Origin of the sequence: Mycobacterium florentinum (assembly GCF_010730355.1) — a bacterium.
GTDB classification, from domain to species: domain Bacteria; phylum Actinomycetota; class Actinomycetes; order Mycobacteriales; family Mycobacteriaceae; genus Mycobacterium; species Mycobacterium florentinum.
Window position 1 is genome coordinate 1,913,057 of the sequence record NZ_AP022576.1, and the last position, 25,956, is coordinate 1,939,012.

26 protein-coding genes and 2 pseudogenes are annotated in these 25,956 nt (G+C 65.5%); 9 read left to right on the forward strand and 19 right to left on the reverse strand.

Going from position 1 to position 25,956, the window contains the following annotated elements:
• Window positions 1-65 precede the first annotated feature (65 nt).
• From G6N55_RS08870 to ctaD, 5 genes and pseudogenes are all read right to left on the reverse strand, one after another.
• Window positions 66-743 (reverse strand): annotated as a pseudogene (locus G6N55_RS08870) (enoyl-CoA hydratase); the annotation flags it as partial.
• Window positions 740-1,555, reverse strand: coding sequence for an NUDIX hydrolase (locus G6N55_RS08875; RefSeq protein WP_085226112.1), 816 nt, complete (start codon window positions 1,553-1,555; stop codon window positions 740-742). The pseudogene G6N55_RS08870 and the gene G6N55_RS08875, both read right to left, overlap by 4 nt.
• The gene (locus tag G6N55_RS08880) at window positions 1,552-2,430 is read right to left on the reverse strand and encodes an ABC transporter ATP-binding protein (protein ID WP_085227054.1); all 879 of its coding nucleotides are present in this window, start codon (window positions 2,428-2,430) and stop codon (window positions 1,552-1,554) included. Before G6N55_RS08880 ends, G6N55_RS08875 begins: the two co-directional genes overlap by 4 nt.
• Window positions 2,431-2,487: 57 nt before the next feature.
• Window positions 2,488-3,723, reverse strand: a complete 1,236-nt coding sequence (gene serB / locus G6N55_RS08885) for a phosphoserine phosphatase SerB (RefSeq protein WP_085226110.1) — start codon at window positions 3,721-3,723, stop codon at window positions 2,488-2,490.
• A 13-nt stretch (window positions 3,724-3,736) separates the two neighbouring features.
• Window positions 3,737-5,482: an aa3-type cytochrome oxidase subunit I gene (ctaD, locus tag G6N55_RS08890; RefSeq protein ID WP_085227052.1), complete on the reverse strand. Its 1,746-nt coding sequence runs from the start codon at window positions 5,480-5,482 to the stop codon at window positions 3,737-3,739.
• A gap of 228 nt (window positions 5,483-5,710) precedes the next feature.
• Between ctaD and G6N55_RS08895 the strand changes: the two genes are divergently transcribed.
• Both G6N55_RS08895 and G6N55_RS08900 read left to right on the forward strand, forming a co-directional pair.
• Window positions 5,711-6,787, forward strand: a complete 1,077-nt coding sequence (locus tag G6N55_RS08895) for an iron-siderophore ABC transporter substrate-binding protein (protein ID WP_085226108.1) — start codon at window positions 5,711-5,713, stop codon at window positions 6,785-6,787.
• Between the two features lie 116 nt (window positions 6,788-6,903).
• Window positions 6,904-7,944 carry an NAD(P)-dependent alcohol dehydrogenase gene (locus tag G6N55_RS08900; protein WP_085226106.1) on the forward strand — a complete coding sequence of 347 codons (1,041 nt, stop codon included), beginning with the start codon at window positions 6,904-6,906 and terminating at the stop codon, window positions 7,942-7,944.
• Here the strand turns inward: G6N55_RS08900 and G6N55_RS08905 are convergent.
• From G6N55_RS08905 to G6N55_RS08925, 5 genes and pseudogenes are all read right to left on the reverse strand, one after another.
• The gene (locus G6N55_RS08905; RefSeq protein WP_139827054.1) at window positions 7,933-8,358 is read right to left on the reverse strand and encodes a DUF3349 domain-containing protein; all 426 of its coding nucleotides are present in this window, start codon (window positions 8,356-8,358) and stop codon (window positions 7,933-7,935) included. The genes G6N55_RS08900 and G6N55_RS08905 overlap by 12 nt on opposite strands.
• A gap of 318 nt (window positions 8,359-8,676) precedes the next feature.
• Window positions 8,677-8,907 (reverse strand): annotated as a pseudogene (locus G6N55_RS30310) (pentapeptide repeat-containing protein); the annotation flags it as partial.
• A 344-nt stretch (window positions 8,908-9,251) separates the two neighbouring features.
• On the reverse strand, window positions 9,252-9,740 hold the full coding sequence (locus G6N55_RS08915; RefSeq protein ID WP_139827053.1) for a hypothetical protein: 489 nt from the start codon (window positions 9,738-9,740) through the stop codon (window positions 9,252-9,254).
• Window positions 9,741-9,844: 104 nt separating this feature from the next.
• Window positions 9,845-10,819 (reverse strand): class 1b ribonucleoside-diphosphate reductase subunit beta, encoded by a 975-nt coding sequence (gene nrdF, locus G6N55_RS08920; RefSeq protein WP_179968134.1) that lies wholly within the window; start codon window positions 10,817-10,819, stop codon window positions 9,845-9,847.
• A 135-nt stretch (window positions 10,820-10,954) separates the two neighbouring features.
• Entirely contained in the window at window positions 10,955-11,557 is a 603-nt protein-coding gene (locus tag G6N55_RS08925) for a TetR/AcrR family transcriptional regulator (RefSeq protein ID WP_139827052.1), read from the reverse strand.
• Window positions 11,558-11,649: 92 nt separating this feature from the next.
• On the opposite strand from G6N55_RS08925, the gene G6N55_RS08930 reads away from it, so the two are divergent.
• Genes G6N55_RS08930 through G6N55_RS08945 form a run of 4 tightly spaced genes read left to right on the forward strand, consistent with a single transcriptional unit; the run spans window position 11,650 to window position 14,610 of the window.
• A complete protein-coding gene (locus G6N55_RS08930; protein WP_163667243.1) occupies window positions 11,650-13,227 on the forward strand; it encodes a phytoene desaturase family protein in 1,578 nt (525 codons plus the stop codon).
• A 43-nt stretch (window positions 13,228-13,270) separates the two neighbouring features.
• Window positions 13,271-13,591 carry a hypothetical protein gene (locus G6N55_RS08935; protein WP_085226096.1) on the forward strand — a complete coding sequence of 107 codons (321 nt, stop codon included), beginning with the start codon at window positions 13,271-13,273 and terminating at the stop codon, window positions 13,589-13,591.
• A 34-nt stretch (window positions 13,592-13,625) separates the two neighbouring features.
• A complete protein-coding gene (locus tag G6N55_RS08940) occupies window positions 13,626-14,072 on the forward strand; it encodes an SRPBCC family protein (protein ID WP_085226094.1) in 447 nt (148 codons plus the stop codon).
• A complete protein-coding gene (locus G6N55_RS08945) occupies window positions 14,056-14,610 on the forward strand; it encodes a TetR/AcrR family transcriptional regulator (protein WP_085226092.1) in 555 nt (184 codons plus the stop codon). Before G6N55_RS08940 ends, G6N55_RS08945 begins: the two co-directional genes overlap by 17 nt.
• On the opposite strand, the gene G6N55_RS08950 is transcribed toward G6N55_RS08945, so the two are convergent.
• The gene (locus G6N55_RS08950; RefSeq protein ID WP_085226090.1) at window positions 14,585-15,154 is read right to left on the reverse strand and encodes a TetR/AcrR family transcriptional regulator; all 570 of its coding nucleotides are present in this window, start codon (window positions 15,152-15,154) and stop codon (window positions 14,585-14,587) included. The two genes, G6N55_RS08945 and G6N55_RS08950, sit on opposite strands and share 26 nt — an antisense overlap.
• A 101-nt stretch (window positions 15,155-15,255) precedes the next feature.
• Between G6N55_RS08950 and G6N55_RS08955 the strand changes: the two genes are divergently transcribed.
• Window positions 15,256-16,179, forward strand: a complete 924-nt coding sequence (locus G6N55_RS08955) for an SDR family NAD(P)-dependent oxidoreductase (protein ID WP_085227046.1) — start codon at window positions 15,256-15,258, stop codon at window positions 16,177-16,179.
• 33 nt (window positions 16,180-16,212) lie between these two features.
• Here the strand turns inward: G6N55_RS08955 and G6N55_RS08960 are convergent, their stop codons facing one another.
• The 7 genes from G6N55_RS08960 to G6N55_RS08990 form a co-directional block, all read right to left on the reverse strand.
• Window positions 16,213-16,671 carry a universal stress protein gene (locus G6N55_RS08960; protein ID WP_085226088.1) on the reverse strand — a complete coding sequence of 153 codons (459 nt, stop codon included), beginning with the start codon at window positions 16,669-16,671 and terminating at the stop codon, window positions 16,213-16,215.
• A gap of 79 nt (window positions 16,672-16,750) precedes the next feature.
• Entirely contained in the window at window positions 16,751-18,316 is a 1,566-nt protein-coding gene (locus tag G6N55_RS08965; RefSeq protein WP_085226086.1) for a flavin-containing monooxygenase, read from the reverse strand.
• 156 nt (window positions 18,317-18,472) lie between these two features.
• Window positions 18,473-19,210 carry a TetR/AcrR family transcriptional regulator gene (locus G6N55_RS08970; RefSeq protein ID WP_085227044.1) on the reverse strand — a complete coding sequence of 246 codons (738 nt, stop codon included), beginning with the start codon at window positions 19,208-19,210 and terminating at the stop codon, window positions 18,473-18,475.
• Window positions 19,211-19,373: 163 nt separating this feature from the next.
• Window positions 19,374-21,539: a class 1b ribonucleoside-diphosphate reductase subunit alpha gene (gene nrdE / locus G6N55_RS08975; protein ID WP_085226084.1), complete on the reverse strand. Its 2,166-nt coding sequence runs from the start codon at window positions 21,537-21,539 to the stop codon at window positions 19,374-19,376.
• Window positions 21,509-21,961 (reverse strand): class Ib ribonucleoside-diphosphate reductase assembly flavoprotein NrdI, encoded by a 453-nt coding sequence (gene nrdI, locus G6N55_RS08980; protein WP_085226082.1) that lies wholly within the window; start codon window positions 21,959-21,961, stop codon window positions 21,509-21,511. Before nrdI ends, nrdE begins: the two co-directional genes overlap by 31 nt.
• Window positions 21,962-21,996: 35 nt before the next feature.
• Window positions 21,997-22,236, reverse strand: coding sequence for a redoxin NrdH (locus G6N55_RS08985; protein ID WP_085226080.1), 240 nt, complete (start codon window positions 22,234-22,236; stop codon window positions 21,997-21,999).
• 528 nt (window positions 22,237-22,764) lie between these two features.
• On the reverse strand, window positions 22,765-23,361 hold the full coding sequence (locus G6N55_RS08990) for an NAD(P)H-dependent oxidoreductase (protein WP_085226078.1): 597 nt from the start codon (window positions 23,359-23,361) through the stop codon (window positions 22,765-22,767).
• Window positions 23,362-23,412: 51 nt separating this feature from the next.
• On the opposite strand from G6N55_RS08990, the gene G6N55_RS08995 reads away from it, so the two are divergent.
• Window positions 23,413-24,027: a TetR/AcrR family transcriptional regulator gene (locus G6N55_RS08995; RefSeq protein WP_085227042.1), complete on the forward strand. Its 615-nt coding sequence runs from the start codon at window positions 23,413-23,415 to the stop codon at window positions 24,025-24,027.
• A 10-nt stretch (window positions 24,028-24,037) separates the two neighbouring features.
• The gene (locus G6N55_RS09000; protein ID WP_085227040.1) at window positions 24,038-25,081 is read left to right on the forward strand and encodes a DNA polymerase IV; all 1,044 of its coding nucleotides are present in this window, start codon (window positions 24,038-24,040) and stop codon (window positions 25,079-25,081) included.
• Here the strand turns inward: G6N55_RS09000 and G6N55_RS09005 are convergent.
• On the reverse strand, window positions 25,043-25,948 hold the full coding sequence (locus G6N55_RS09005) for an SDR family oxidoreductase (protein ID WP_085227038.1): 906 nt from the start codon (window positions 25,946-25,948) through the stop codon (window positions 25,043-25,045). The genes G6N55_RS09000 and G6N55_RS09005 overlap by 39 nt on opposite strands.
• Between the last annotated feature and the right edge of the window lie 8 nt (window positions 25,949-25,956).

Genomic DNA, 25,956 nt, shown 5'->3' on the forward strand with positions numbered 1-25,956 from the left:
CATCAACGAAATCCTGAAGAGCGCGCGTCCTGCCGAAGGTGGAGTCTGCAAACGACGGCTCAGACGTCGGACTCAGAAACCCCGAACACCGCATTGATGCCGGCCTTGGCCGCTGCCAGAGCGTGATGCGGGCCGTCCAGGAAACGACGCGCCCACACCGCGGCGCAGTCGTACACGTCGTCGGGCGCCACCAGCTCGTCGATCAGGCCCAGCTCCAACGCCTCCTCGGCGTCCACGAAACGCCCGCTGAACACCAGTTCCTTGGCCTTGCTCGCCCCGGCCGCGCGGGTCAGGCGGGCCATACCGCGGCCACCGGGGGTTCGGCCGGACAGGATCTCGGTCGCCCCGAACTTCACGTTGTCGCCGCTGATCCGCCAGTCGGCGGCCAGCGCCAGCGTCAGGCCGGCACCCAGCGCGTAGCCGGTGACCGCCGCGACGGTCGGCTTGGGGATGGCCGCGACGGCGTCGACTGCCTCGGTGCGCACGCGGTCGGCGAACTCGGCCTCGGCCGCGGTCAGTTTCTCCAACTCGATCATGTCGTCACCGGCCGAGAAGATCTCGTGCCCGCCGAACAGGATCACCGCCGCGACGTCGTCGCGCTGCCCCACCTCGGCGGCCGCCGCCGCGATCTCGCGGTAGACCTGCCGGGTCATCGTGTTGGTGGGCGGCCGCGACACCAGCAGGACGGCCAGGCCGGCGTCCTGCGAGCCGTCACTGACCACGACGTGGACGAACTCGCTCAATGCCGCCACCCCATGCCGCCCTTTTCGCGGGCCTGGTGGTAGCGGTCGGAGTCGAAGAACTCGAAGATCCAGTTATCGCCCTGGATCTCCAAATGCGGTTGTACCGGCACGATTTGGCGTTCGACGGCCAGCACTTCGGCGACGGTGCGCCCGGTCAGAGAGTCCAGCTGGGTCCAGGTCGGCGGCAGCAAAAAGCAACGCCCGGCCTCGAAGTCGTCGATCGCGGCCTGCGGCGTCGACCAGCCGGCCCGGTCGGATTCGGTGTTCTCCCCGTCGGCCCGCTGACCCTCGGGCAGGGCCCCGACGAAGAAGTAGGTGTCGTAGCGACGGGTGCGCTCGGCTTCCGGCGTGACCCAGTTGGCCCACGGCCGCAGCAGGTCCGAGCGCAGCACCAGGTTTTCGCGGCGCAGGAAGTCCGCGAACGACAGCGTCCGGTCGTCCAGCGCGCGGCGGGCATCGGCGTAGACCGACGCGTCGCGCACGATTCCGTCCGGGTCATCGGCAGGGCCGGCGAACAACACCCCCGACTCCTCGAAGGTCTCCCGGGCCGCCGCGCACACCAGCGCCGCGGCCAGCTCGGTCTCGATGCCGAACCGCTGTGCCCACCAATCCGGCGCCGGACCGGCCCACGCGATATCGGCGTTACGGTCGCGGTCGTCCACCCCGCCGCCGGGGAAAACCATCGTGCCCGGCGCGAACTCCATCTTCGAATGGCGGCGCATCAGGAAGGTCTTCACACCGCCGGGCACGTCGCGGATCAGCATCACGGTGGCCGCCGGCCGGGTCGGCAGCGGCTCCGGGGTGGTGTTCATTCCAGCCTCCTGCGGTGCGCCGCGCGGGAGCGGACCCGCCGCGCGAAATACCGCCCGTCGATCACGTCCAGCGCGATCGACTGACCGAAGGCGGCCGATAGATTCTCGGCGGTCAGCACATCCGACAGCAGCCCCGCGGCCACCACCCGTCCCTCGGACAGCAGCATGCAGTGACTGAAGCCGGGCGGAACCTCCTCGACGTGGTGGGTGACCAAGACCAGGGCGGGCGCGTCGGGGTCGGCGGCCAGATCGGTCAGCCGGGACACCAATTCCTCGCGGCCGCCCAGGTCCAGGCCGGCCGCGGGTTCGTCGAGCAGTAACAGCTCGGGATCGGTCATCAGCGCGCGGGCGATCAGCACCCGTTTGCGTTCACCCTCGGACAAGGTTCCGTAAGTGCGGTCGGCGAGGTGTTCGGCGCCCAGGCTCTCCAGCATGTCGACGGCCCGCTGATGGTCGACGTCCTCGTAGCGTTCGCGCCAGCGGCCCAGCACCGCGTAGCCCGCCGAGATGACCAAGTCGCGCACCACTTCGTCGGTGGGGATCCGCTGCGCCAAAGCCGAAGAGCTGAGCCCGATCCGGGCCCTCAGTTCCGATACGTCGACCCGGCCCAGCTGCTCACCGAGCACGAAGGCGATGCCGGACGACGGGTGCTCGGCCGCCGCGGCGATGCGCAGCAGTGACGTCTTGCCCGCCCCGTTGGGACCGATGATCACCCAGCGCTCGTCGAGTTCGACTGCCCAATCCACCGGCCCGACCATGACGTGCTCGCCGCGTCGCAGCGAGACATTTCTGAAGTCGATCAGCAGATCGGGGTCGGCTTCGGCGGTGCCGGTAGCGAGGCCGGTTTCGGAGCTTTCGGGACCGGTTTCGGGCACCCGATCATCGTGCCGTACCGCGCGAGTGGGATGGCTGCCGGGTCGGTCCAGCGACACCTACTCGGGCGGAATCTCGACGCGGCGCACTTCACCGTCGACGGCATCGGCGGCCTCGATCTCGCCGCGGGTCACGCCGAGCAGAAACAGCACCGTGTCCAGGTAAGGGCTGCTCAACGACGCGTCGGCGACCGCACGCAACGCCGGCTTGGCGTTGAACGCCACTCCCAGCCCGGCCGCGGACAGCATGTCGATGTCGTTGGCGCCGTCTCCGACGGCGACGGTCTGCGCCATCGGCACCCCGGCCTGGTGCGCAAAGTCCCGCAGCGCCTTGGCCTTTCCGGGCCGGTCGATGATCTGGCCGACCACCCGGCCGGTGAGTTTGCCATCGACGATCTCGAGCTCGTTGGCGGCGACGAAGTCGAGCATCAGCTCCTCGGCCAGCGGTTCGATGATGCGCCGGAACCCGCCGGAGACCACGCCGCAGTGATAGCCCAGGCGTCGCAGCGTCCGCAGGGTGGTCCGGGCGCCGGGCATGAGCTCGAGCTGGTCGGCGACTTCGTCGATCACCGTGGCGGGCAGGCCCTCCAGGGTCGCCACCCGCTGCTCGAGGGACTCCGCGAAGTCCAGCTCGCCGCGCATCGCGGCCTCGGTGATCGCGGCGACCTGGCCCTCGGCGCCGGCCTTGGCGGCCAGCATCTCGATGACCTCGCCCTGCACCAGCGTCGAGTCGACGTCGAACACGATGAGCCGTTTCGCCCGCCGCTCCAGGCTGTAGTCCTCGACCGCGATGTCGACACCCTCGTTGGACGAGACCTTGTTCAGCGCGGTCCGCAGCGGGCCGTCGGCTCCCGGCGGCACCGAGACCCGCAACTCCAGGCCGGTCACCGGGTAGTCGGAGACTCCGCGGATCAGGTCGATGTTGACGCCGAGCGCCGCGACTTCGCGAGCGACCGCGCCGAAGGCCCCGGCCGTAATCGGCCGGCCCAGCACGAAGATGGTGTGCGTCGAGGGCTCGCGGATGATCGGCACGGCCTCGCTGCGCTCGATCGTGACGTCGAGCCCCACCGCGTGGATGGCGTCCTCGACATCGTCGCCCAGCACGATGCTTTCGGCGACTTCCGGCGGGCAGCACAGCAACACACCGAGCGTCAGGCGGCCCCGGATGACGACCTGTTCGACGTTGAGCAGGTCGATTCCGTGCCCGGAGAGCGCATCGAACAGCGCCGACGTCACACCCGGTTGATCCACGCCGGTGACGGTGATCAGCACCGACACCTTAGGTGGTGTGTTCACCCGAGATGGGCCATTAGCTGCGGACGTCGACGTCTTCGAGCCGGGTGACGTCGTGGCCCTCTTTGCCATGGCTTCGACCGACGTGCGACTCGGCGCGCATGCGCTCGACCATGTGTGGATAGTGCAGCTCGAAAGCCGGTCGCTCCGAACGGATTCGGGGCAGCTCGGTGAAGTTGTGCCGCGGCGGTGGGCAACTGGTCGCCCACTCCAGCGAGTTGCCGTAACCCCATGGGTCGTCCACGGTGACCACTTCGCCGTAGCGCCAGCTCTTGAAGACGTTCCACACGAACGGGAACATCGAGGCGCCCAGGATGAAGGCCCCCACCGTCGAGACGATGTTCAGGCCCTGGAAGCCGTCGGTGGGCAGGTAGTCGGCGTAACGGCGCGGCATGCCCTGGTCACCCAGCCAGTGCTGAACCAGGAACGTGGTGTGGAAACCGATGAAGGTCAACCAGAAGTGCAGCTTGCCCAGTCGTTCGTCGAGCAGCCGACCGGTCATCTTCGGGAACCAGAAGTAGATTCCCGCGTAGGTGGCGAACACGATGGTGCCGAACAGCACATAGTGGAAGTGCGCGACCACGAAGTAGCTGTCGGTGACGTGGAAGTCCAGCGGCGGGCTGGCCAGCAGCACCCCGGTCAGTCCGCCCAGCAGGAAGGTGATCATGAAGCCGACCGAGAACAGCATCGGCGTCTCAAAGGTCAACTGGCCCTTCCACATTGTGCCGACCCAGTTGAAGAACTTGATCCCCGTCGGCACCGCGATCAGATAGGTCATGAACGAGAAGAACGGCAGCAGAACGGCTCCGGTGGCGAACATGTGGTGCGCCCACACCGCGACCGACAGTGCGGCGATCGACAGCGTCGCGTAGACCAGCGTGGTGTAGCCGAAGATCGGCTTGCGCGCGAAGACCGGGAAGATCTCCGAGACGATGCCGAAGAACGGCAGGGCGATGATGTACACCTCGGGGTGGCCGAAGAACCAGAACAGGTGCTGCCACAACAAAACTCCGCCGTTGGCCGAGTCGTAGATGTGGGCGCCCAGGTGGCGGTCGGCGGCCAGTCCGAACAGCGCCGCGGTCAGCAGCGGGAACGCGATCAGCACCAGGATCGAGGTCACCAGGATGTTCCAGGTGAAGATCGGCATCCGGAACATCGTCATGCCGGGGGCGCGCATGCAGACCACGGTGGTGATCATGTTGACCGCACCGAGGATCGTGCCCAGACCGGCGACGGCGAGGCCCATGATCCACAGGTCGCCGCCGGCCCCGGGTGAGTGGATCGCGTCGGTCAACGGCGTGTAGGCGGTCCAGCCGAAGTCGGCGGCCCCGCCCGGCGTGATGAAACCGGCCATCGCGATCGTCGCACCGAACAGGAACAGCCAGAACGAGAAGGCGTTCAGACGCGGGAACGCCACGTCGGGCGCACCGATCTGCAACGGCAGCACCAGGTTGGCGAAGCCGAACACGATCGGGGTCGCGTAGAACAGCAGCATGATCGTGCCGTGCATGGTGAACAGCTGGTTGAACTGTTCATTCGACAAGAACTGCAGACCCGGCGCGGCCAGCTCGGTGCGCATCAGCAGCGCCAGCAGCCCGCCGATAAAGAAGAAGATGAAGCAGGTGACGCAATACATGATGCCGATCAGTTTGTGATCGGTCGTCGTGATCAGTTTGTAGATCAGGTTCCCTTTGGGACCAGTCCTGGCCGGGTACGGCCGAACGGCCTCGAGTTCTCCCAACGGGGGCGCTTCGGCTGTCAACAGCTCCTCCAAACATCCATCCCAGACAGGGGTTCCCCCAAATCTTAGCCCCCGATCTCGCCGGTGGCAGGCCTGGTCCTACAAACTGTCGTAATTGGGTCATCGCGGCCGCCGGGCCGCGCCGGCAGACCGGTTCCCAGCTGGCCCGATGTTAGCCTCGAACGCGTGCAATCCGGCGGTAGACGACCCACCCCGAGACCCTTCAAGGAGTCCGTCAAGGACCGCTTGATGGCCACAGTCACGGCAGTCGCGATCACGGCGGCCGCGGCCGTGACATGCAGCGGTTGCGGATCCGATTCCAAAGGACCGACGGCGCGCTCGATGGTCACACCGACCACGCAGATCGCGGGCGCCGGGGTGCTGGGCAACGATCGCAAGCCCGACGAGTCGTGCGCGCGGGACGCGGCGCCGGCCGATTCGGGGCCGGCGACCCGGCAGGCCCACAACGCCGCGGGGGTCACGCCGGACTCGGTCCAGGTGCCCGCGGAGGCGCAGCGCATCGTCGTGCTTTCCGGCGATCAGCTCGACGGCCTGTGCGCGCTTGGCCTGCAATCGCGCGTGATCGCCGCGGCGCTGCCGGACGACTCGTCGAGTCAGCCGTCCTATCTCGGCGACGCGGTGCACGCACTGCCCGGCGTCGGCTCCCGGAGCAATCCCGACCTGCGGGCGATCGCGGCGCTGCACCCGGACCTGATTCTGGGCTCGGTCGCGCTGACGCCGAGGACGTATCCGAAGCTGGCGGCGATCGCCCCGACGGTGTTCACCGCGGCACCCGGCGCGGCATGGGAGGATAACCTGCGCATTGTCGGCGACGCGACGGCACGCGGCGGCGCCGTCGACGCGTTGCTCGGCGGTTTCACTCAGCGGGCCAACCAGATCGGGGCCTCCCACGACGCCGCCCACTTCCAGGCGTCGGTTGTCCAGCTGACCACCGACAAGCTGCGGATCTACGGCGCCAACAACTTCCCGGCCAGTGTGCTCGGCGCGGTAGGGGTGGACCGGCCGGCTTCCCAACGGTTCACCGACAAGCCCTACATCGAGATCGGCGCGACCGACGCCGACCTGTCGAAGGGCGTGGATTTCTCCGCGGCCGAGGCCGACGTCATCTACATGTCGTGCGCCACCCGCGCCGCCGCCGACCGTGCCGCGACGATTCTGGACAGCGCCCCGTGGCGCAAGCTGTCCGCCAACCGCGACAACCGGGTCTACATCGTCAACGACGAGGTATGGCAGACCGGCGAGGGCGTGATCGCGGCCCGGGGCATCGTGGATGACCTGCGCCTGGTCAACGCCGCAATCAATTAGCGCCGATTCGGTACGCATACCTCGCCATAGGTTCATGCGTGACCAGCACGATTGGCCTGAAACCTTTACCGTAGCTAAGCTTTTCTAGGACGCAACCGAATCGAAAAGGGATCGCTATGAGCATTGTTTCCGCGTATGCGGCGACTTCGGCGACGGAGCCACTGACCAAGACCACCATCACCCGCCGCGATCCGGGCCCGCACGACGTCGCTATCGACATCAAGTTCGCCGGCATCTGCCACTCCGACATCCACACGGCCAAATCCGAATGGGGTGTGCCGAACTACCCGGTCGTCGTCGGCCACGAGATCGCCGGTGTGGTGACCGCCGTCGGCGCCGAGGTGACCAAGCACAAGGTCGGCGACCACGTCGGCGTCGGCTGCATGGTGAACTCCTGCCGCCAGTGCAGCAGCTGCAAGGCCGGACTCGAGCAGTACTGCAAGGGGGGCGCGACCTTCACCTACAACTCCACCGACAAGGACGGCACCCCGACGTACGGCGGCTACAGCCAGGCGATCGTCGTCGACGAGAACTTCGTGCTGCGCATCCCGAACTCGCTGCCGCTGGACAAGGCGGCGCCGCTGCTGTGCGCGGGTGTCACGCTGTTCTCCCCGCTGCGCCACTGGAAGGCCGGGCCGGACACCCGGCTGGCGATCATCGGCCTCGGCGGCCTCGGCCACATGGGGGTCAAGCTGGGCGCGGCGATGGGCGCCGAGGTGAGCGTGCTGTCACAGTCGCTGAAGAAGATGGAAGACGGGCTCCGCCTGGGCGCCAGCAACTACTACGCCACCTCCGACCGCGACACCTTCACGAAGTTGCGCAGCAGCTTCGACCTGATCCTGAACACGGTCTCGGCGAACCTGAAGCTCGACGACTACGTGGGTCTGCTCGACGTCGACGGCACGCTCGTCGAATTGGGCATCCCCGAGCACCCGATGGAAATCGGCGCGTTCCCGTTGGCGCTGGCACGCCGCAGCCTGTCCGGGTCGAACATCGGCGGCATCGCGGAAACTCAGGAGATGCTCGACTTCTGCGCCGAGCATGATGTGACCCCCGAAATCGAGGTCATCGAAGCGGATTACGTCAACGAGGCCTACGAGCGGGTGCTCGCCAGCGACGTGCGCTACCGCTTCGTCATCGACATCTCAACTCTGTGAGGCGCCCTCGGCCACGTCGTCGCGCCGCCAGCCGATCTCTTCGGCCGCGGCAGCGTGCTCGTCGTCGGGAGCAACCGTGCTGACGCTGATCCCGGCAAGCGGCCAACCGGCGGCGGCCAGGATGGCGGCCACCCGCTGAATGTTTTCTTTGCCGGGGTCGTGGTGGGTCAGCTTGGTGATGAATTCGGCGATCTCGTCCTTGCTGACGACGCCGTCAGCTCCCGGCTGCGATTCCTGCACCGCAATCTTGTGAGCGACCTCTTGAAGTTGCTCGGGGGTCAGGGGGGTGCTCCGCAGCAGAGCGAACAACGCCACCTGGTCGGGGCCGGGAACGCCTTGCGGGTAGCCGACGTCCAGCCAGCGGATCACTGACTTGAGGAATTTCGCGTGCTTGTGAGAGTGATGTTCCGACACCCCCCCAGTCTCGGGGTAGGGGCGCTGCCGTGGCGTCGGACCATGGTGACAATTCACATGCCGTTCACGACCTGAACATCTGACGCTTTGAATCCCGCGCCGGTGGCCGGCGGGCGGCCCGAGCAAAATCCATTCTCTTTGCTGCTCCAGCGAACTACGATGAGCGAGCCGACAACGGCCCGGGCCCGGCCCGGAAGAACGGAGTGGTCATGTCTGGTCTCACGAGCAAACTCCTCGTCGCCCTGGTTCTCACCTTTGCCGCCTCCGCGACCGGGGGATGCACCATCAACTGCCCGGACGGCCTCGGGGTCTGCGGCATTAGCTGACGCCTCCTAGGCCGACGCCGGGTGCCCGGCGAACCGCTGCACGGTGCGGCCAGCGGTGGCGCCCTCCCCTGGCCTCACAACGCGGGTCGCGGCTTGGCGCAGGGACGAACCAGGGCGGCCACGAGGTGGAGGTGTCGTAGTAGATGCACGTCAACGATGCGCCCGTGAGATTGGCGGTTTTCAGATCCGCCCCATACAGCGCGGTTTGATCGAAGTTTGCGCCCGTAAGGTTGGCGCCGGGTCCTCGCGAGCGTCGTCGAGTAGGCCTGTCCCTTGATGGTTCCCACCGCCACGATCGCTCCGGTGACGAGCGCGACGACGGTGGGAATGACGAGTTCGGTTAACCACCAACGTATTCCGTGGCGCTTTCGAACACTGTGCGACGGCGGATTCGGTCGAGGGCGGCCGGCCACCTGGGGTTGCTTGCGCCGCGGCCTACGGCGTTCACCATTGAGCGGCAGCGCCCGCCTCTGACGATCTAGGACGACGACGGCCCGTGCCATGGGGCGCAGGCTAACGTCGGGCGCCTAAGACAGCGCAAAATGTGGGCATCCAGCTGGTTGCCTATCAGCTGTTTTCCTCGCGGAGAGCTTGCATGGCCAAGTTGTTGAGCAATTGCCGGCCGACGTCGGTGCGCAACTGGGGCAGCATCGCCGACACGACACCGGCGGCGGTGAGCGCGAGACGGACCAGACCGTCCGGCGCGGTGGCCGCGTCGCGCAGCACCTCGTCCTCGACGCCGGGATCTCCCGAATGCTGCGCCATCGCCATCCGGGCCACCAGTCGGTTGTCGCGGTCGAGATCGACCTCGTCGGGCGCGGCCGCCGAGGTCAGGGTTTGGCCGATCTCCGCGATTTCGTGCGGTTCGCACAGCTGAGCCACCAGTTGCCACAGGATCGACACGGTGGCGCGGATCAGCTGCCGAACCCGGTCGTCGGGAATGACCTCGTCGTCGATGATCACGCGCATCCCGGCTTCGTCGCCGCGCTCGCCGTGCTGAATCAGCGCCAAAGCGCGACGGAAGTCTGTTGCGCCCACGGGCTCGTCACTGCTCACCCTGTTCATCCTGCCCGAGCCGGGTCTGGCAGTTCTGGCCGTGGCGCAGGCAGCGTCGATCCGCCTGCAGGAAACGAGATTTCGCGCCGGCCGGCGATGCCGCTTTAGAAGTCCCAGTCCTCGTCCTCGGTGACGACGGCCTTGCCGATGACATACGACGAGCCGGAGCCGGAGAAGAAGTCGTGGTTCTCGTCGGCGTTGGGCGACAGCGCCGACAGGATCGCCGGGTTCACGTCGGTCTCGTCGCGTGGGAACAGCGCCTCGTACCCGAGGTTCATCAGCGCCTTGTTTGCGTTGTAGCGCAAGAACTTCTTGACGTCCTCGGTCAGCCCCACCTCGTCGTAGAGGTCCTGGGTGTACTCCACCTCGTTGTCGTAGAGCTCGAAGAGCAGTTCGTAGGTGTAGTCCTTGAGTTCGGTGCGCTTGGTCTCGTCGACCATCGCCAGACCGCGCTGGAACTTGTAGCCGATGTAGTAACCGTGGACGGCCTCGTCGCGGATGATCAGCCGGATCATGTCGGCGGTGTTGGTCAGCTTGGCCCGGCTCGACCAGTACATCGGCAGATAGAACCCGGAGTAGAACAGGAAGCTTTCCAGCAGCGTGGAGGCCACCTTGCGCTTGAGCGGCTCGTCACCGCGGTAGTACTCCATGACGATCTCGGCCTTGCGCTGCAGGTTGGGGTTCTCCTCCGACCAGCGGAAGGCGTCGTCGATCTCGGCCGTCGAGCACAGCGTGGAGAAGATCGAGCTGTAGCTCTTGGCGTGCACCGACTCCATGAACGCGATGTTGGTGTAGACGGCCTGCTCGTGCGGCGTCAGCGAATCGGGAATCAGGCTGACCGCGCCGACGGTGCCCTGGATGGTGTCCAGCAACGTCAAGCCGGTGAAGACGCGCATCGTGAGTTGCTTCTCGTTGGCCGTCAGCGTTCCCCACGACGGGATGTCATTGGACACCGGCACCTTCTCGGGCAGCCAGAAGTTTCCGGTCAGCCGGTCCCAGACCTCGGCGTCCTTCTCGTCTTGCACCCGGTTCCAGTTGATCGCCGAAGCGCGGTCGATCAGCTTCATGTTTTCGGTCACCAGAACCCCACTTCACACGCTGTTTTGGCTGCTGAACTGCTTGCTGTTACTCGGACCACAAACACTACCCCTGGGGGCCGACAAGCCGCTGCAACACAAGAAGTTGTGTCTACGTGTCGCAGCGTTTAGACGGAATCAGTCCAGTCCGGCATCCCGCAGAGTATGCGTCAGCCCGTCTTCCAACGCGCTGAGCGCGATGTCGGTCAGGCGGCTCAGCTCGTCGATGTCCTCGCCGCCTTTACTCATCCACGCTTCCAGCGAGGCAAACACCGCGGTGGCCAAACTGTGTGCCGCGATGTCGGCGATCATGGCCCCGTCGGCAGTCGGCTGTGATCGTTCGTGGATGAATCGGCTGATCTCGTCGGCGACCTGATCGCGCATTCGCCCGATGTGCGTGGTGATGATGTCCTGGTCGAGGTCGCGGGACCGAATGGTGGCGGCCTCGCGGACCATCGCGAAGTCAAAAGGGAAGGCGTCCACGGCTTTTCGTACCGATGCGGTGATCGGTTCCCCGTGCGGGCGCAGCGCCAGCGCGCGAGCGAACCACTCGAAACCGATATCGTAATCGGCGAAGATCACCGCGTGCTTGGACGGGAAGTGCCGATAGAAGGTCCGCTCGGTCACGCCGACGTCGGCGACGATGTCGGAAACACTGGTTTGGTGCACGCCGTCCGCGACGAAGCGCTTCATCGCCGCCTGTATCAGGGCCTGACGCGTGCGCTGCCTACGAGTTTCCACGCCGTCAGCATCCACTAAATGTCACCATTGACGCAAATATGTCACATGTGACATTGTGCCTCTGTCGACGGACTATCACCGGAGGAGTGGGCATGGCGGACTATGACGCGATCATCATCGGAGCAGGTCACAACGGTTTAGTCGCCGCGAATGTGCTGGCCAAGAGCGGCGCGAAAGTGCTGGTGCTCGAACGCGCGCACTTCCTCGGCGGCATGGCCGCGACCCGGGAACTCTTCGACGGCTACAAGCACAGCGTCGGCGCCTGGGCCGTGCTCATCTGGCGCCAAGAGATGACCGAACGCCTCGAGCTGACCAAGTGGGGCTTCGAGCTGATGGATCAGTGGACGTCGACGTGCACGTTCGGCGACGCCGCGGACACCCCGTTCGTGATGTACAACGACCTGGAGCGGATGGGACGCCATCTCCTCGAGGATCACGGAGCCGACGTCGCGACCGGCCTGGGCGGGTTGTTCGCCCACATCGGGCGCTTCGCACCGTATTTCGTCGACTCGGCGTTCGGCCCGCCGCTGGACATCATCGAGGTGATCGCCTCCCAGCCCACGCCGCAGGACCGCCACGACTTCGCCCAGATGTGGTACGGCAGCACGATGGACACGGTCCGCCGCTTCCTGGCACCCGACCAGGGACGCTGCATCCAGGGCTCGCTGGCCGCGATGTCCATCGACGCGTTCGACGGCGGCCCGTGGACCCCGGGCTCGAATGCGTCGACGCTGTACCACTACCTGATCGGTGGCGGCAACGTCGAATACATCATGCCGCGCGGCGGCATCGGCTCACTGAGTACGGCACTGTGCAAACGCGCCGAGTCGCTGGGCGCCGAGGTGCAGATGAAGCAGCACGTGAAGGAGATCCTGGTCGAAGGCGGGCGCGCCGCCGGAGTCCAACTGCGCGACGGCACAACGATTTCCGCCGACGTCGTGCTGTCGTCGCTCGACCCGTACACCACGTTCGTGAATCTGGCCGGCGCGCAGAACTTTCCGCCCGACTATATCCGCAAGATCAAGGAGATCAACTTCAATCTGGGATACATCCAGGCGCACCTCACCATTGATCAAGCGCCGCAATGGATCGAGCGCCTGCAGCCCTACATGCAGGACAATGGGCAATGGTGTCCGACCGTCGCCTATGCACCGTCGCCGGAATACATCAGCGACGCATGGGAGCAATACCGCAAGGGCATGCTGCCCGATGCGCCTCCCACGTACCTGTACATCCCCAGCATGGTCGACTCCTCGCTGGCGCCCGAAGGCAAGCACAGCGCAACGATTTTCACGCCCTACTTCCCCACCGGGCTGGACGCCGACGAAAACCGAAGCTGGAAAGAGCAATACGCGGACACCTGCGTGAAAATCTTTGACACGTATGCGCCGGGCTTCGCCGACTCCGTCACCAACCGCGTGGTGTTCTCCAACCGCTACTTCGGCAGCACCTTCAGCGCACACGCCGGCGACTACTCGCATGGCCTGCTGCAGCCCAACCAACTGTGGACCGGGCGGGTGGTCGAGGGCGCCGACAAGTTCGCCACCCCGGTCGAGGGGCTCTACCTCTGCGGCCAGTGCACGCATCCGGGTCCGGGAGTGACCGGCATCCCAGGGTGGAACGGCGCGGAGGCCGCGATCGAGCACCTCAACGCGCGCGTCGCGCAATAGCTGCTGCCACTGTTCTCAGCCTTAGTGCCCTTACCGTTAGGCCATGGCTGAGTCCGCGCTGCTTCCGGAGCACCCGGAGTTGCGCATGCTGGCACAGGCTTTGGAAGATATCGGTGCCATTGCCGAGATCTTCGACGATAAGTGGCGAATCGTGTTCACCTCGAGTGAAGACGCACTGGCGCGGGGCCTAGACCCGGCGGCGATGCGCAATCACTACGGACTGTCGCTGGCGGTTCGGCCGCACCATCACCCCGAATGGGTCACCGGGCCCCGGACGCGTTGCTTTACCGAACCCATTGCGGAACTAACCACCAACGAAAAAGCGATCCGCGACGCAGGTTCGATCGCGGTAGCGGAGCTATAGGCGAAACCCTTTCACACGATGTACCATTTGGTACATGTTTAACGAGGACAGTATCGAGATCGATGCGCCCCCGCAGCTGGTTTGGGATGTCTTCAGCGACGTCGAGCACTGGCCCGACTGGACCGCGTCGGTGACATCCCTGGTCGGACTGGACGGACCCGGCCTCGCCGTCGGCAACCGGTTCACGATCAAGCAGCCCGGCATGCAGAAGCTGGTGTGGAAAGTCACCGAGATCGAGCCGGGTACGTCCTGGACCTGGGTGCAACGCTCCCCCGGCGTCAATGTCATCGCCCGCCACTTTGTGACCGCGCGCCCCGGCGGCGGCACGTTGGTACGCCAGGAACTCGATCAGCGCGGCTTCCTCGGCGCGCCGGTCGGGTGGCTGATGGTCAAGAAGACCAGGCGGTTCCTCGAGATGGAGGCCCGGGGCCTCAAGGCCCGGTCTGAGGAGCGCAGTCGCGCCAATGGCCCGCACGCCTGACCTGGCGCGACGGCGCGAACTGCTCGACGCCCTGATCGACGCGTTCGCCGACGGCGGCATCGGCGACCGCTCACTGCGCGAAGTAGCCGGCGCGGTCGGCACCAGTCATCGAATGTTGCTGCATCACTTCGGGTCTCGAGAGGAGCTGCTGCTGGCGGTCGTCGAGGAGGTCGAGCACCGCCAGATGGGCCTGCTCTCGGAATTGCCGACGGACCCGGCCGAAGGCTTCGCCGCGATGTGGTCCGATCTACGCCGGCCCGATCTGCGCCGGCTGGAACGCCTCTTCTTCGAGTGCTACGCCCGCGCCGCCCAGGGCGAAACACCTTTCGCCCGAATGGTTCCCGGCGCCGTCGACGGCTGGCTCAGCGCGGTGGATGCCATCGGACAAGAGCCGACAGACTCTGCGATGGCGCGGCTCGGGCTGGCCGTCACCCGCGGACTGCTGCTGGACCTGGTGGCCACCAACGACGATGCCGGCGTGGACGCGGCCGCAAAGGCTTTCGCCGACCTGCTCAGGCTTTGGGCAACACCGAAATAAGGGTATCGACGAGTTCCTCGGCATTGGTGTGCCACTTGTCCAAATCCATGTGGCCGCTCAGGTCCAGACCCGTGATGCCATGGGCGCTGGTCAACAGCAGCGCTCCGTAGCGTCTCGCCTGCGCCGGACCGGTGATGCGACCGACGAGGTCGAGAAACAGATCCTGCGCCCGTTCGGCCACCTGCATCGCCTCGGTCGGGTCCCCCGCCGGCGGGGTGAACATCAGCCGGTACAGGTGCGGGCGGGTGCGGCCGAGGTCAATCAACGAAAGCAGCCCGGAGCGCAAAGACTTCTCGGGCGAGTCGTCGCTATTGGCCAAAGCCTCTAGTAGGTCGCCCAATTCGCTCAACGCGCTGGTGGCCAGGACCGCGAGCAACGATTCCTTGTCGGCGAAGTGGCGATACGCCGCCGAGTGCGAAACACCAGCCCGAGCGCCCACCTCGCGCAGCGTGACCGCCTCGACGCCGCCGAGGTCGAGTAATACCCCCGCGGCCTCGAGCAGCGAGCGGCGAGTCGCCGCAGCACTCTCCGCTCGTGTGGTCACCCGCCGAGCATAAGCCAGCCATCCAGTTGACAATGTCAACTGGAACGCCTAACTTCAGTTGACAACGTCAACTCAAACACTGCCGCCGGATGGAGATCGTCATGAATTCCTCGAATCGAACCGACCGTCAAGAGCTGATCGTCGTGACCGGCGCGTCCACCGGAATGGGCGCAGCAACGGCTAAAGAGCTGGCCCGCAGAGGTTTTCACGTGCTCGCCGGTGTGCGCCGCGACGCCGATGCCGACGCGTTGCGGGCCGACGGGCCTGAGGGGCTAGAACCGGTCATCCTCGACATCACGATGGAATCGGATGTGGCCGCGATCGCGGACCGCGTCGCGAGCGACCCGCTGCGCCGGCCGCTGCGGGCGCTGATCAACAACGCCGGCATCGCGATCAACGCGCCGGTGGAGACCTTGCCGATTATCCAGTGGCGCAAGCAGTTCGAGGTGAACCTGTTCGGCCACATCGCGATGACCCAAGCCCTACTGCCGGCCCTGCTACTCAGCTCGGGCACCGTCGTGAACATCAGTTCCGTCGGCGGGAAGGTGGTCTTGCCGACCTACGGCGCCTACGCCGGTTCAAAGTTCGCGCTCGAGGCGGTCAGCGATGCCCTGCGACGGGAGGTCGCAAAGCTCGGCATCAAAGTCGTCGTCGTCGAACCCGGCGGGGTCAAGACCGAGATGGTCGAACGGGGAATCGCCACCGCCCAAGAACTGAAAGCCAACATGACCGCTGCCCAACTCGCACGCTACGGCGACCTGACGACGGCCGTTACGGCGCAAGCAGAATCCTTCACCGAGGCCGGCGTTTCGGCCGAGCACGCCGCAAAGGTCATCGCCAAGGCGGCCACCTCATCTCGCCCGCGCACGCGTTACACGATTGGGCGTGACGCCGCGATCCTGCTGCGGGTCAGCCGCCTCGTCTCCGACCGGGCGCTGGATCGGATCGTGCGCATGAACCTGCGGTCTTTTGTCAAGGATTCAAGCGAAAAGACCAGCGCCGCAACGGCTTCCGTCGGCACATAGCCGCTCCGCCCGGGTACGACCGACGGCGATGCTTCAGTCGGAGGTGTGCACGATCAGAACGTCGGTCTTGGCCTTGCGAGAGACTTCGGATGGCACCGATCCCAGCAGCCGCCCGGCGACGCTGGCGAGTCCGACGTTGCCGATGACCAGCAGGTCGGCTTTGGCCTCTTCGGCCAGGTTGACCAGCGCGGTGATGGGGGCACCGACGATCGACTTCTCCTCGACGTTCTGGGCGCCGGCTTTGCGCGCCCGGATCGCGGCTTCCCGCAGGATTGCGTAGAAGGGGGCCTCGCCCACCGTCCGGTAATCCTGACCGTGGTCGCTTCCGGGCGGGATGGCGTAGCGGCCCTTCTCCTCGGGGACCGGGAGATGCGCCGTCGCAATGATCAACTTCGCGCCGTGATCAGCAGCGATCGCGCCCGCGCGGTCCACCGCACGCAACGACGACTCCGAGCCATCGGTGCCGACTACGACAGTTTGATAGGCGCTCATTTTCCTCCAATGTCCCAGACGAAGCCCTGAACTCCCAGACTAAAACGAATTGGTATAGGTGAATAGCCTGGGATTATGCCTACCCGGCGGGGCTCAGCTCTGAGCGGCCGCCGAGTCGCTTGGCGCGCGAGCCGCCGCGTACCCCGAAGAATTGATACTCGTCGGCCTTGACCGAGTGGGTCGCCCGCCAGTATTGCCAGGTGTAGCCACCCCACAACACGGTGTTCTTGCCGTGCTCGTCGAGGTACCAGCTGCTGCAACCGCCGCTGTTCCACACCGAGCCCTTCAGCTGCTCCTGCAGCTCATCGTTGAACTTGTCCTGGGCCGCACGAGTCGGCGCCAGTGCTTGCGCACCGAATTCGTCGCACTTCTTGATCGCATCGGCGACGTAGCGGATCTGGGACTCGATCATGAACACCACCGAGTTGTGCCCCAGCCCGGTGTTGGGACCGAGCAGGAAGAACAGGTTGGGCATGTCGGAAACCGTGATCCCCCGATGCGCACCAATGCCCTCCCGGTTCCACCGGTCGACCAGGTCCTCACCGTGACGTCCCTTGATCTGCACGTAGGTGTACGAGTCGGTGACGTGAAAGCCGGTGCCGTAGACGATCACGTCGACCGGACGTTCGGTGCCGTCGGCCGTCACGATGCCGTCGGGCGTGATCCGGCTGATGCCATCGGTGATCAGCTTGGTCTTGGGGTCGGCGACCGCCCCGTAATACGTCGACGAGTTCAGGATTCGCTTGCAGCCGATGCGGTAGTTCGGGATCAGCTTGCGGCGCAGCTCGCGATCCTTGACCGAGCGGCGGATGTTGTATTTGCAGTACGCCTCAATGAATTTCAGCGCGTTCGGCCGCTTGGTCATGCCGAAGGCCAGCGCCTCCTGCCCCCAGTAGATGACCAGCCGCACCAGCGCCCGTAGCCCGGGAACGTTCTCCATGGCCCGGCGCACCGCAACCGGGAGGTCCGGGTTCGACCGCGGGACCACCCACGGCGGGGTGCGTTGGTAGAGCTGAAGTTCGCCGACCTGCCCGACGATCTCCGGCACGATCTGGATCGCGCTGGCGCCGGTGCCGATCATCGCCACCCGCTTGCCGGTGAGATCGACGCCGTGGTCCCACTCCGCGGAATGGAAAGCGGGACCGCGGAATTCGTCGCGGCCCTCGATCTCGGGGATCGACGGGATGTGCAACGCGCCGGCGCCCGAGATCAGGAACTGGGCGACGTATTCGCGCCCATCGGTGGTGAACACATGCCAGCGGTGCTCGTCGTCGTCCCAGTGGCCGCGGTCGACCAGCGAATTGAACTCGATGTAGCGGCGCAGCCCGTACTTCTCGGTGACTCCCTTGAGGTAGTCCCAGATCTCGGGCTGGTAGGAGAACGGGTTCTTCCAGTCCGGCTTGGGTTCGAAGGAGAACGAGTACAGGTGCGACGGGATGTCGCAGGCGCACCCGGGGTAGCTGTTGTCGCGCCAGGTGCCGCCGACGTCGTCGGCCTTCTCCAGGATCACGAAGTCGACACCCTGCTGCTGCAGCTTGATGCCCATACCCAGGCCGGAGAACCCGGTCCCGATGATCAGCGCGCGGGTATGCACCGGCTGCTGCGCCGGCGATGTCGGTTCGGCTTGTGTCAATGCGTCGGTCACAGTGGATCGGTCCTTCTATCGGCCTGTCAGCTATCGCGTCAGCCGGCGCACCTCATGTCTACCCGCGGCCTGCTGACGCGAATACCCAGTACCCAGGGTATCGGATACATTGAGCGTGATCGATGACGAGGGTGTTGTCAACGCCCGTGCAAGCGCTCAGCTGGCCGCGGGATTGCTTCGCACGGCGCTGTGGACCGGCTGATCGGGGTCAACCGCGATGCCCAGCGCCTCGGCGGTGCCGACGATGACCCCCATCATGATCGTGGTCAGATGGGCGACGAACTGCTCACGCGGCATGCGCCGCGGGCTGCCTGGCTCGCCCAGCCACCACTCGGTGGACGACGCCGCGGATCCGAACGCGGCGTGCGCGGCCAGCTCGAACGCGGCGTGGTCGAGCTTGAAGTCCTTGAGCTCGTTGTCGAACATGTCGGCCATGGTCAACGTGATCTGACGGCCCTCGTTGAGGGTGCGCACCGTCGACTCGGTGGTCGCTCCGGAACGCGCCGAGATGAACACGCGCAGCACGTTGGGATGCCTGTCGACCAGGGTGACGTACTCCTCGACGCTGCGCCGGACGATCTCGCGCGCCGAGTCGTTGGCCAGGTCGATCGACGGGAAGATCCCCGCCCACAGCATGTCGCGCAGTCGCTCGCCGATCGCCTGGAACAGGTCCGACTTGTCGTGGAAGTGGCGGTAGATCTTCGGCTTGGCGGTGCCGGCCTCTTCGGCGATCTCGCGCACACTGAGCTCCGGGCCCAGCCGGTCGATCGCCCGGAACGCCGCCTCGACGATTTCGCCGCGCACCTTCTTGCGGTGCTCACGCCAACGCTCGCTGCGCGCGTCGACCTTGACTCCCGGCTTCACGCTCGGGTGGGGTCTGGCGGGTCGGGGCATTCTCACCACGTCAAGCACCATACCCCTCTGCCGCTCGTGACCTGCGCATATCATCACGCCGCGCGCAGCACCTCACCTGGATAGCGACCGAACTCGAGCCGGTAGTCGGCGGCGAACCGAACGTCACAACCCGTTTCGCCGTCGCACACACTCGGCGCCGGGATCAGAGCATGCAGGACACGCAGCCCTCGACCTCGGTTCCTTCCAGCGCCATCTGCCGCAGCCGGATGTAGTACAGCGTCTTAATTCCCTTGCGCCAGGCGTAGATCTGCGCCTTGTTGACGTCGCGGGTGGTGGCGGTGTCTTTGAAGAACAACGTCAGGCTCAGCCCCTGGTCCACGTGCTGGGTGGCCGCGGCATAGGTGTCGATGATCTTCTCGTAGCCGATCTCGTAGGCATCCTGGTAGTACTCCAGGTTGTCGTTGGTCAGATACGGCGCCGGGTAGTAGACCCGACCGATCTTGCCTTCCTTGCGGATCTCGATCTTGGACGCGACCGGGTGGATTGAGCTGGTCGAGTGGTTGATGTAGGAGATCGACCCCGTCGGCGGCACGGCCTGCAGGTTCTGGTTGTAGATGCCGTGCTGTTGCACCGACTCCTTGAGCCGCTGCCAATCCTCTTGCGTCGGAATGCGAATCCCCGCCTCGGCGAACAGTTCCCGCACCCGCTCGGTGGCCGGCTCCCACACCTGATCGGTGTACTTGTCGAAGAACTCGCCCGACTTGTACTTCGAGCGCTCGAAGCCACCGAACGCGTGACCGCGTTCGATCGCAATGCGATTCGATGCCCGCAGCGCGTGATACAGCACGGTGTAGAAGTACATGTTGGTGAAGTCGATACCTTCTTCGGAGCCGTAGAGAATCCGCTCGCGAGCCAGGTAGCCGTGCAGGTTCATCTGCCCAAGGCCGATGGCGTGAGAGTCGTTGTTGCCCTGCTCGATTGAGGGCACCGACCAGATGTGCGTCTGGTCGCTCACCGCGGTCAGCGCCCGGATCGCCACCTCGATCGTCTGGGCGAAGTCCGGCGAGTCCATCGTCTTGGCGATGTTCAGCGACCCGAGGTTGCACGAAATGTCCTTGCCCACTTTGGCGTAGGACAAATCGTCGTTGAACACCGACGGCGTGGAGACCTGCAGGATCTCCGAGCACAGGTTCGAGTGGGTGATCTTGCCCTCGATCGGGTTGGCCCGGTTCACCGTGTCCTCGAACATGATGTACGGGTAGCCGGACTCGAACTGCAGCTCGGCCAGCGTCTGGAAGAACTCCCGCGCCTTGATCTTGGTCTTGCGGATGCGCGCGTCGTCGACCATCTCGTAGTACTTCTCGGTCACCGAGATGTCGGCGAACGGCACGCCGTAGACGCGTTCGACGTCGTACGGCGAGAACAGGTACATGTCCTCGTTCTTCTTGGCCAGCTCGAAGGTGATGTCGGGAATCACCACACCGAGGCTCAGCGTCTTGATCCGGATCTTCTCGTCGGCGTTCTCGCGCTTGGTGTCCAGGAACCGGTAGATGTCGGGGTGGTGCGCGTGCAGGTACACCGCGCCCGCGCCCTGGCGCGCACCCAGCTGGTTGGCATAGGAGAACGAGTCCTCGAGCAGCTTCATGATCGGGATGACACCCGAGGACTGGTTCTCGATGTTCTTGATCGGCGCGCCGTGCTCGCGAATGTTGGTCAACAGCAACGCAACTCCGCCGCCGCGCTTGGACAGCTGCAGCGCCGAGTTGATCGAGCGCCCGATCGACTCCATGTTGTCCTCGATGCGAAGGAGGAAACAGCTTACTGGCTCACCGCGTTGCTTTTTCCCCGAGTTCAAGAACGTCGGGGTGGCCGGCTGGAACCGGCCGTCGATGATCTCGTCGACGAGCTTCTCGGCCAGGGTGGTGTCACCGGAGGCCAGCGTCAGGGCGACCATCACCACCCGGTCCTCGAACCGTTCCAGGTAGCGCTTGCCGTCGAACGTCTTGAGCGTGTACGAGGTGTAGTACTTGAAGGCCCCGAGGAAGGTCGGGAACCGGAACTTCTTGGCGTAGGCCCGATCCAGCAGCGTCTTGACGAAGTTGCGGCTGTACTGGTCGAGCACTTCGCGCTCGTAGTAGTTCTCCTTGATCAGGTAGTCGAGCTTCTCGTCCTGATTGTGGAAGAAGACCGTGTTCTGGTTGACGTGCTGCAGGAAGTACTGATGCGCGGCCTCGCGGTCCTTGTCGAACTGAATCTTGCCGTCGGCGTCGTACAGATTCAGCATCGCGTTGAGCGCGTGGTAGTCGGTCTCCCCCGGCAACGCATGGGCTCCGGTGGTTACAGGCTCTGCAGTGACGGTTGGTGGCACGTCTGGTCCTTCCAGAATTCTTCCAAGCCCGCGCGAACGGCGTCCACGTCGTCCGGGGTACCCATCAGTTCGAAGCGGTAGAGGTAGGGCACGTCGCATTTGCGGGAAACCACGTTGCCCGCATAGGCGAATTCGGCACCGAAGTTGTTGTTGCCCGCGGCGATGACGCCGCGGATCAACGACCTGTTGTGCTCGTTGTTCAAAAAGGCGATGACCTGCTTGGGGACATAGCCACCGTTGTTGATGTCCGGAGTGGCCTTACCGCCGCCGTACGTGGGCAGTATCAATACGTACGGTTCGTCGACCTCGATGCGGCCGTGCAGCGGGATTCGCGTGGCGGGAACACCCAGCTTCTGAACGAAGCGGTGGGTGTTCTCCGACACCGACGAAAAATAGACCAGGTTGCGCTGCGTGCTATCCATGGCACCGCAACCTCCTTACTTGCTCATCTACTGCATCAGGCGCTGAGCGCGGCTCCAGCGAGCGCCTTGATGCGATCGGGACGGAAGCCCGACCAGTGGTCGTTTCCTGCCACCACGACGGGAGCCTGCAGATAGCCCAATGCCATCACGTAGTCGCGCGCCTCGGTGTCCAAGCTGATGTCGACCTTCTCGTAGGCCAGACCCTGCTTGTCGAGCGCCTTGTAGGTGGCGCTGCACTGCACACATGCCGGCTTGGTGTACACGGTGATGCTCATTGAAGCCGCTCCTCTGCGGGGAAGAAGGTCGGAAAATTTGCTATGGACTGGCAACTGCTTGGGGCACTACATCGCCGGTATGTTCAGCGATCCGTCAAGCCCCCAGATTCCCGTCCTGCGACTCTCGATTCGAAGCCGTGACTTCGACGAGTTCGAGCCGATTCCGGGAGGTTCCGTGGGCCGCGCTGGCTTGGTGAACCTGGGATCTGCCGGCTCGCCAAACACTACACCTAGTGGCTGACAAGATCTGCAGATACAAGATGTTCTGAATAACAATTCTGAAATTCCCTGGTCGCAAGCCCTGTCACACCGACACGGCTCGGCGTGTCGCAGATCACAAACCTTGCCCGGGACGCCCATGCGTAGAGGTATAGCACCGGCCACCGACAACCGGTGCGCCGTCCAGTCGGATCACGACGCCCCGCCCGCCGCTAGCAAAGCCGCGAGCACGTGCTGGCGGCTTTAGCTATTCACTTTCTCGAACGCTGCTGGTCACCGGGCGGACGGCTTGTCGGATACCGCCAAAATTCAGCCGACTTCGGCCGCGAGCTTGCCGACCGCATCCCGCACGTTCGCCACCAGTTCCGCATTCTTGGCAGGCGGCTTGCCCTCCAAGGTCGCGAACGGCACCGACAGTTTGATGCCCTCGATGACCCGCGCGCCGGCGATGCCGAATGACTTGCGGGTGTCGTCGTGCGCCCATACTCCGCCGTAGCGGCCGAACGCTCCGCCGATGACCGCCAGCGGCTTGTCCTTCAGGGCACCGTCGCCGAACGGGCGGGACAGCCAGTCGATGGCGTTCTTGACGACCGCCGGGTAGCTGCCGTTGTACTCCGGAGTGACGACCAGGGCCGCATCCGCCTCGGCCGCCGCGGCGCGTAACGCAACGACCGGAGCCGGCGTCGTGGCCTCGGCATTCATCGAGTCGTCGATTTCCTCGTTGTAGAACGGCAGATCGCCCAGCCCCTCGAACACGGTCACCGTGACATCGTCGGGAGCCACGGCAACCGCCAGTTCGGCGATCTGGCGGTTTATCGATGCCGCCCGCAGGCTGCCTACCAACGCCAAGACTTTGATCCGCGCCACTGTTTCGTTCCCTTCGGTTAATGGTCTACATCTTCGCATGACGTAAGCGGACTATAGTCCGATTTATTCCGGTCGCGTTAAAGTGCAGTGGTGAGCGGTGTCGAGAGATTGGGCGAGTTGCCCGTGTCGGCTCCGCGGGAGCTGCCACAGGAGCGAGGTGACGCGGCACGCAACCGGGAGCTGTTGCTGCAGGCGGCTCGCCGCCTGGTCGCCAAGCGCGGCGCGGGCGCGGTCACGATGGACGACGTCGCGGCGGCCGCCGGTGTCGGCAAGGGCACGCTGTTCCGCCGGTTCGGTAGCCGGGCCGGCCTGATGATGGTGCTGCTCGACGAGGACGAACGGGCCAGTCAGCAGGCCTTCCTGTTCGGTCCGCCACCCCTTGGACCGGACGCCCCGCCGATGGACCGGCTGGTGGCATTCGGCCGCGAACGGCTGTGCTTCGTACACGCGCACCACGCGCTGTTGTCGGCGGCCAAAGGCGAACCGCTCACCCGCCACGCGGGGGCCGCGGCGGTGCAGCGCACCCATGTGCGGGTGCTGTTGCAGGCCGCCCACACCAGCGGCGATCTCGATGTGCAAACCGACGCGCTGTTGGCCCTGCTCGACGTGGATTACGTTGAGCATCAACTGAATTACGGCGGCCATACGCTGGAGAGCCTGGGCGATGCCTGGGAAGGCCTGGCGCGCAAGCTGTGCGGGCGGTGACCTGACGGACATGGCCCCGCCGACGTCGAGCTGGGTCCTGCATGTCGATCTCGACCAGTTTCTGGCCTCGGTCGAGCTGCGCCGCCATCCCGAGCTGGTGGGTTTGCCCGTAATCGTCGGCGGCAGTGGTGATCCCACCGAGCCGCGCAAGGTCGTCACCTGCGCGTCGTATCAGGCCCGCGAGTTCGGGGTGCACGCGGGCATGCCGTTGCGCACCGCGGCCCGGCGCTGCCCGGACGCCACCTTCCTGCCGTCGGATCCGGCCGCCTACGACGAGGCCTCCGATCAGGTGATGGGGTTGCTGCGCGATCTGGGACACCCGGTCGAGGTGTGGGGCTGGGACGAGGCCTACGTCTCGGTGACAGCGGCCGATCCCGCCGACGTCGCGGAACAGATTCGCACCGTTGTCCTTTCGGAAACCGGGCTGTCCTGTTCGGTCGGCATCAGCGACAACAAGCAGCGGGCCAAGGTGGCCACCGGGTTCGGGAAACCCGGCGGCGTCTTTACGCTCACCGACGCGAACTGGATGGACGTCATGGCCGATCGTCCGGTCGACGCGCTGTGGGGCGTGGGCCCTAAGACGGCGAAAAAGCTTGCGGCGCTGGATATCACCACGGTGCGAGAGCTGGCCCATAGTGATGCCGAGCTGCTGACCTCCACCTTCGGGCCACGTACCGGCCTGTGGCTGCTGCTGCTTGCCAAGGGCGGCGGCGACACGGAGGTCAGCGCCGAGCCGTGGGTCCCGCGCTCGCGCAGCCACGTCGTCACGTTCCCTCGCGACCTCACCGAGCGATCCGAAATGGATTCGGCCGTAACAGAATTAGCGAGTCGAGCCCTGGAGGAAGTCACGGCGGCCGGGCGCGTCGTCACGCGGGTGGCGGTCACCGTACGCACCGCGACCTTCTACACCCGCACCAAGATTCGCAAGCTGCCGTCGCCGACCACCGATGCCGACGCCATCGTCGCGGCAGCGCTGGGCGTCCTGGATCTGTTCGAACTCGACCGTCCGGTCCGGTTACTCGGGGTGCGACTCGAATTGGCCATGCCGGCCTAGTTGCACCGGAGCGGGGCGCAGCGCCCGGGTGAAGATGACGTTCACCCGGCGCATCGCCACGCTGTAGGGCCACCACGCCAGCCGCTTGAATGCGTAGAGCGCCCGGATGTCCGGCGACGTGTAGATCAGGTATCTGTTCTTCGCCACTCCGGCCAGGATCTTCTCGGCGGCCCGTTCCGGCGACACCGCATGACCGCTGAAGCGATCGACCCACCGGCCGACCCTGGGGTCTTCGCGGTCGACGCCGGCGATCTCGACCGTGTCGACCAGCGGCGTCTTCACGGCCCCGGGCACCACGACCGAGACCCCGATGCGGTGGGCTGCCAGGTCGAAGCGCAACACCTCGGACAGGCCGCGAAGTCCGTACTTGCTGGCGCTGTAGGCGGCATGCCACGGCAGTGCGACCAGCCCGGCCGCCGACGACACATTGACCACATGCCCACCGCGGCGAGCCGCCACCATCGGGGGCACGAACGTCTCGATGACGTGGATCGGCCCCATCAGATTGATCGAGACCATCTTGGTCCACTGCTCGTGGCTGAGCCGGTCGACGGTCCCCCAGGCCGACACTCCCGCGATGTTCATCACGACATCCATGCTCGGATGCGCGGCATGGACGTCGGTGGCGAACGCCGCGACCTCGTCGTAGTCGGCGATATCCAGCACGCGGTGCGCAGGCACTTGCGCGCCCAGCGCGCGGGCGTCGGCCACGGTCTGGGCCAGCCCGTCGGCGTCGCGATCCGTCAGGAACAACTCGGCCCCGTGCGCCGCCAGCCGCAACGCGGTGGCCCGGCCGATGCCGCTGGCCGCGCCGGTGATCAGACTGCGCTTCCCCGCGAAATACCGCGCGGATCCCCTCTGCGCCATGAGGGAGA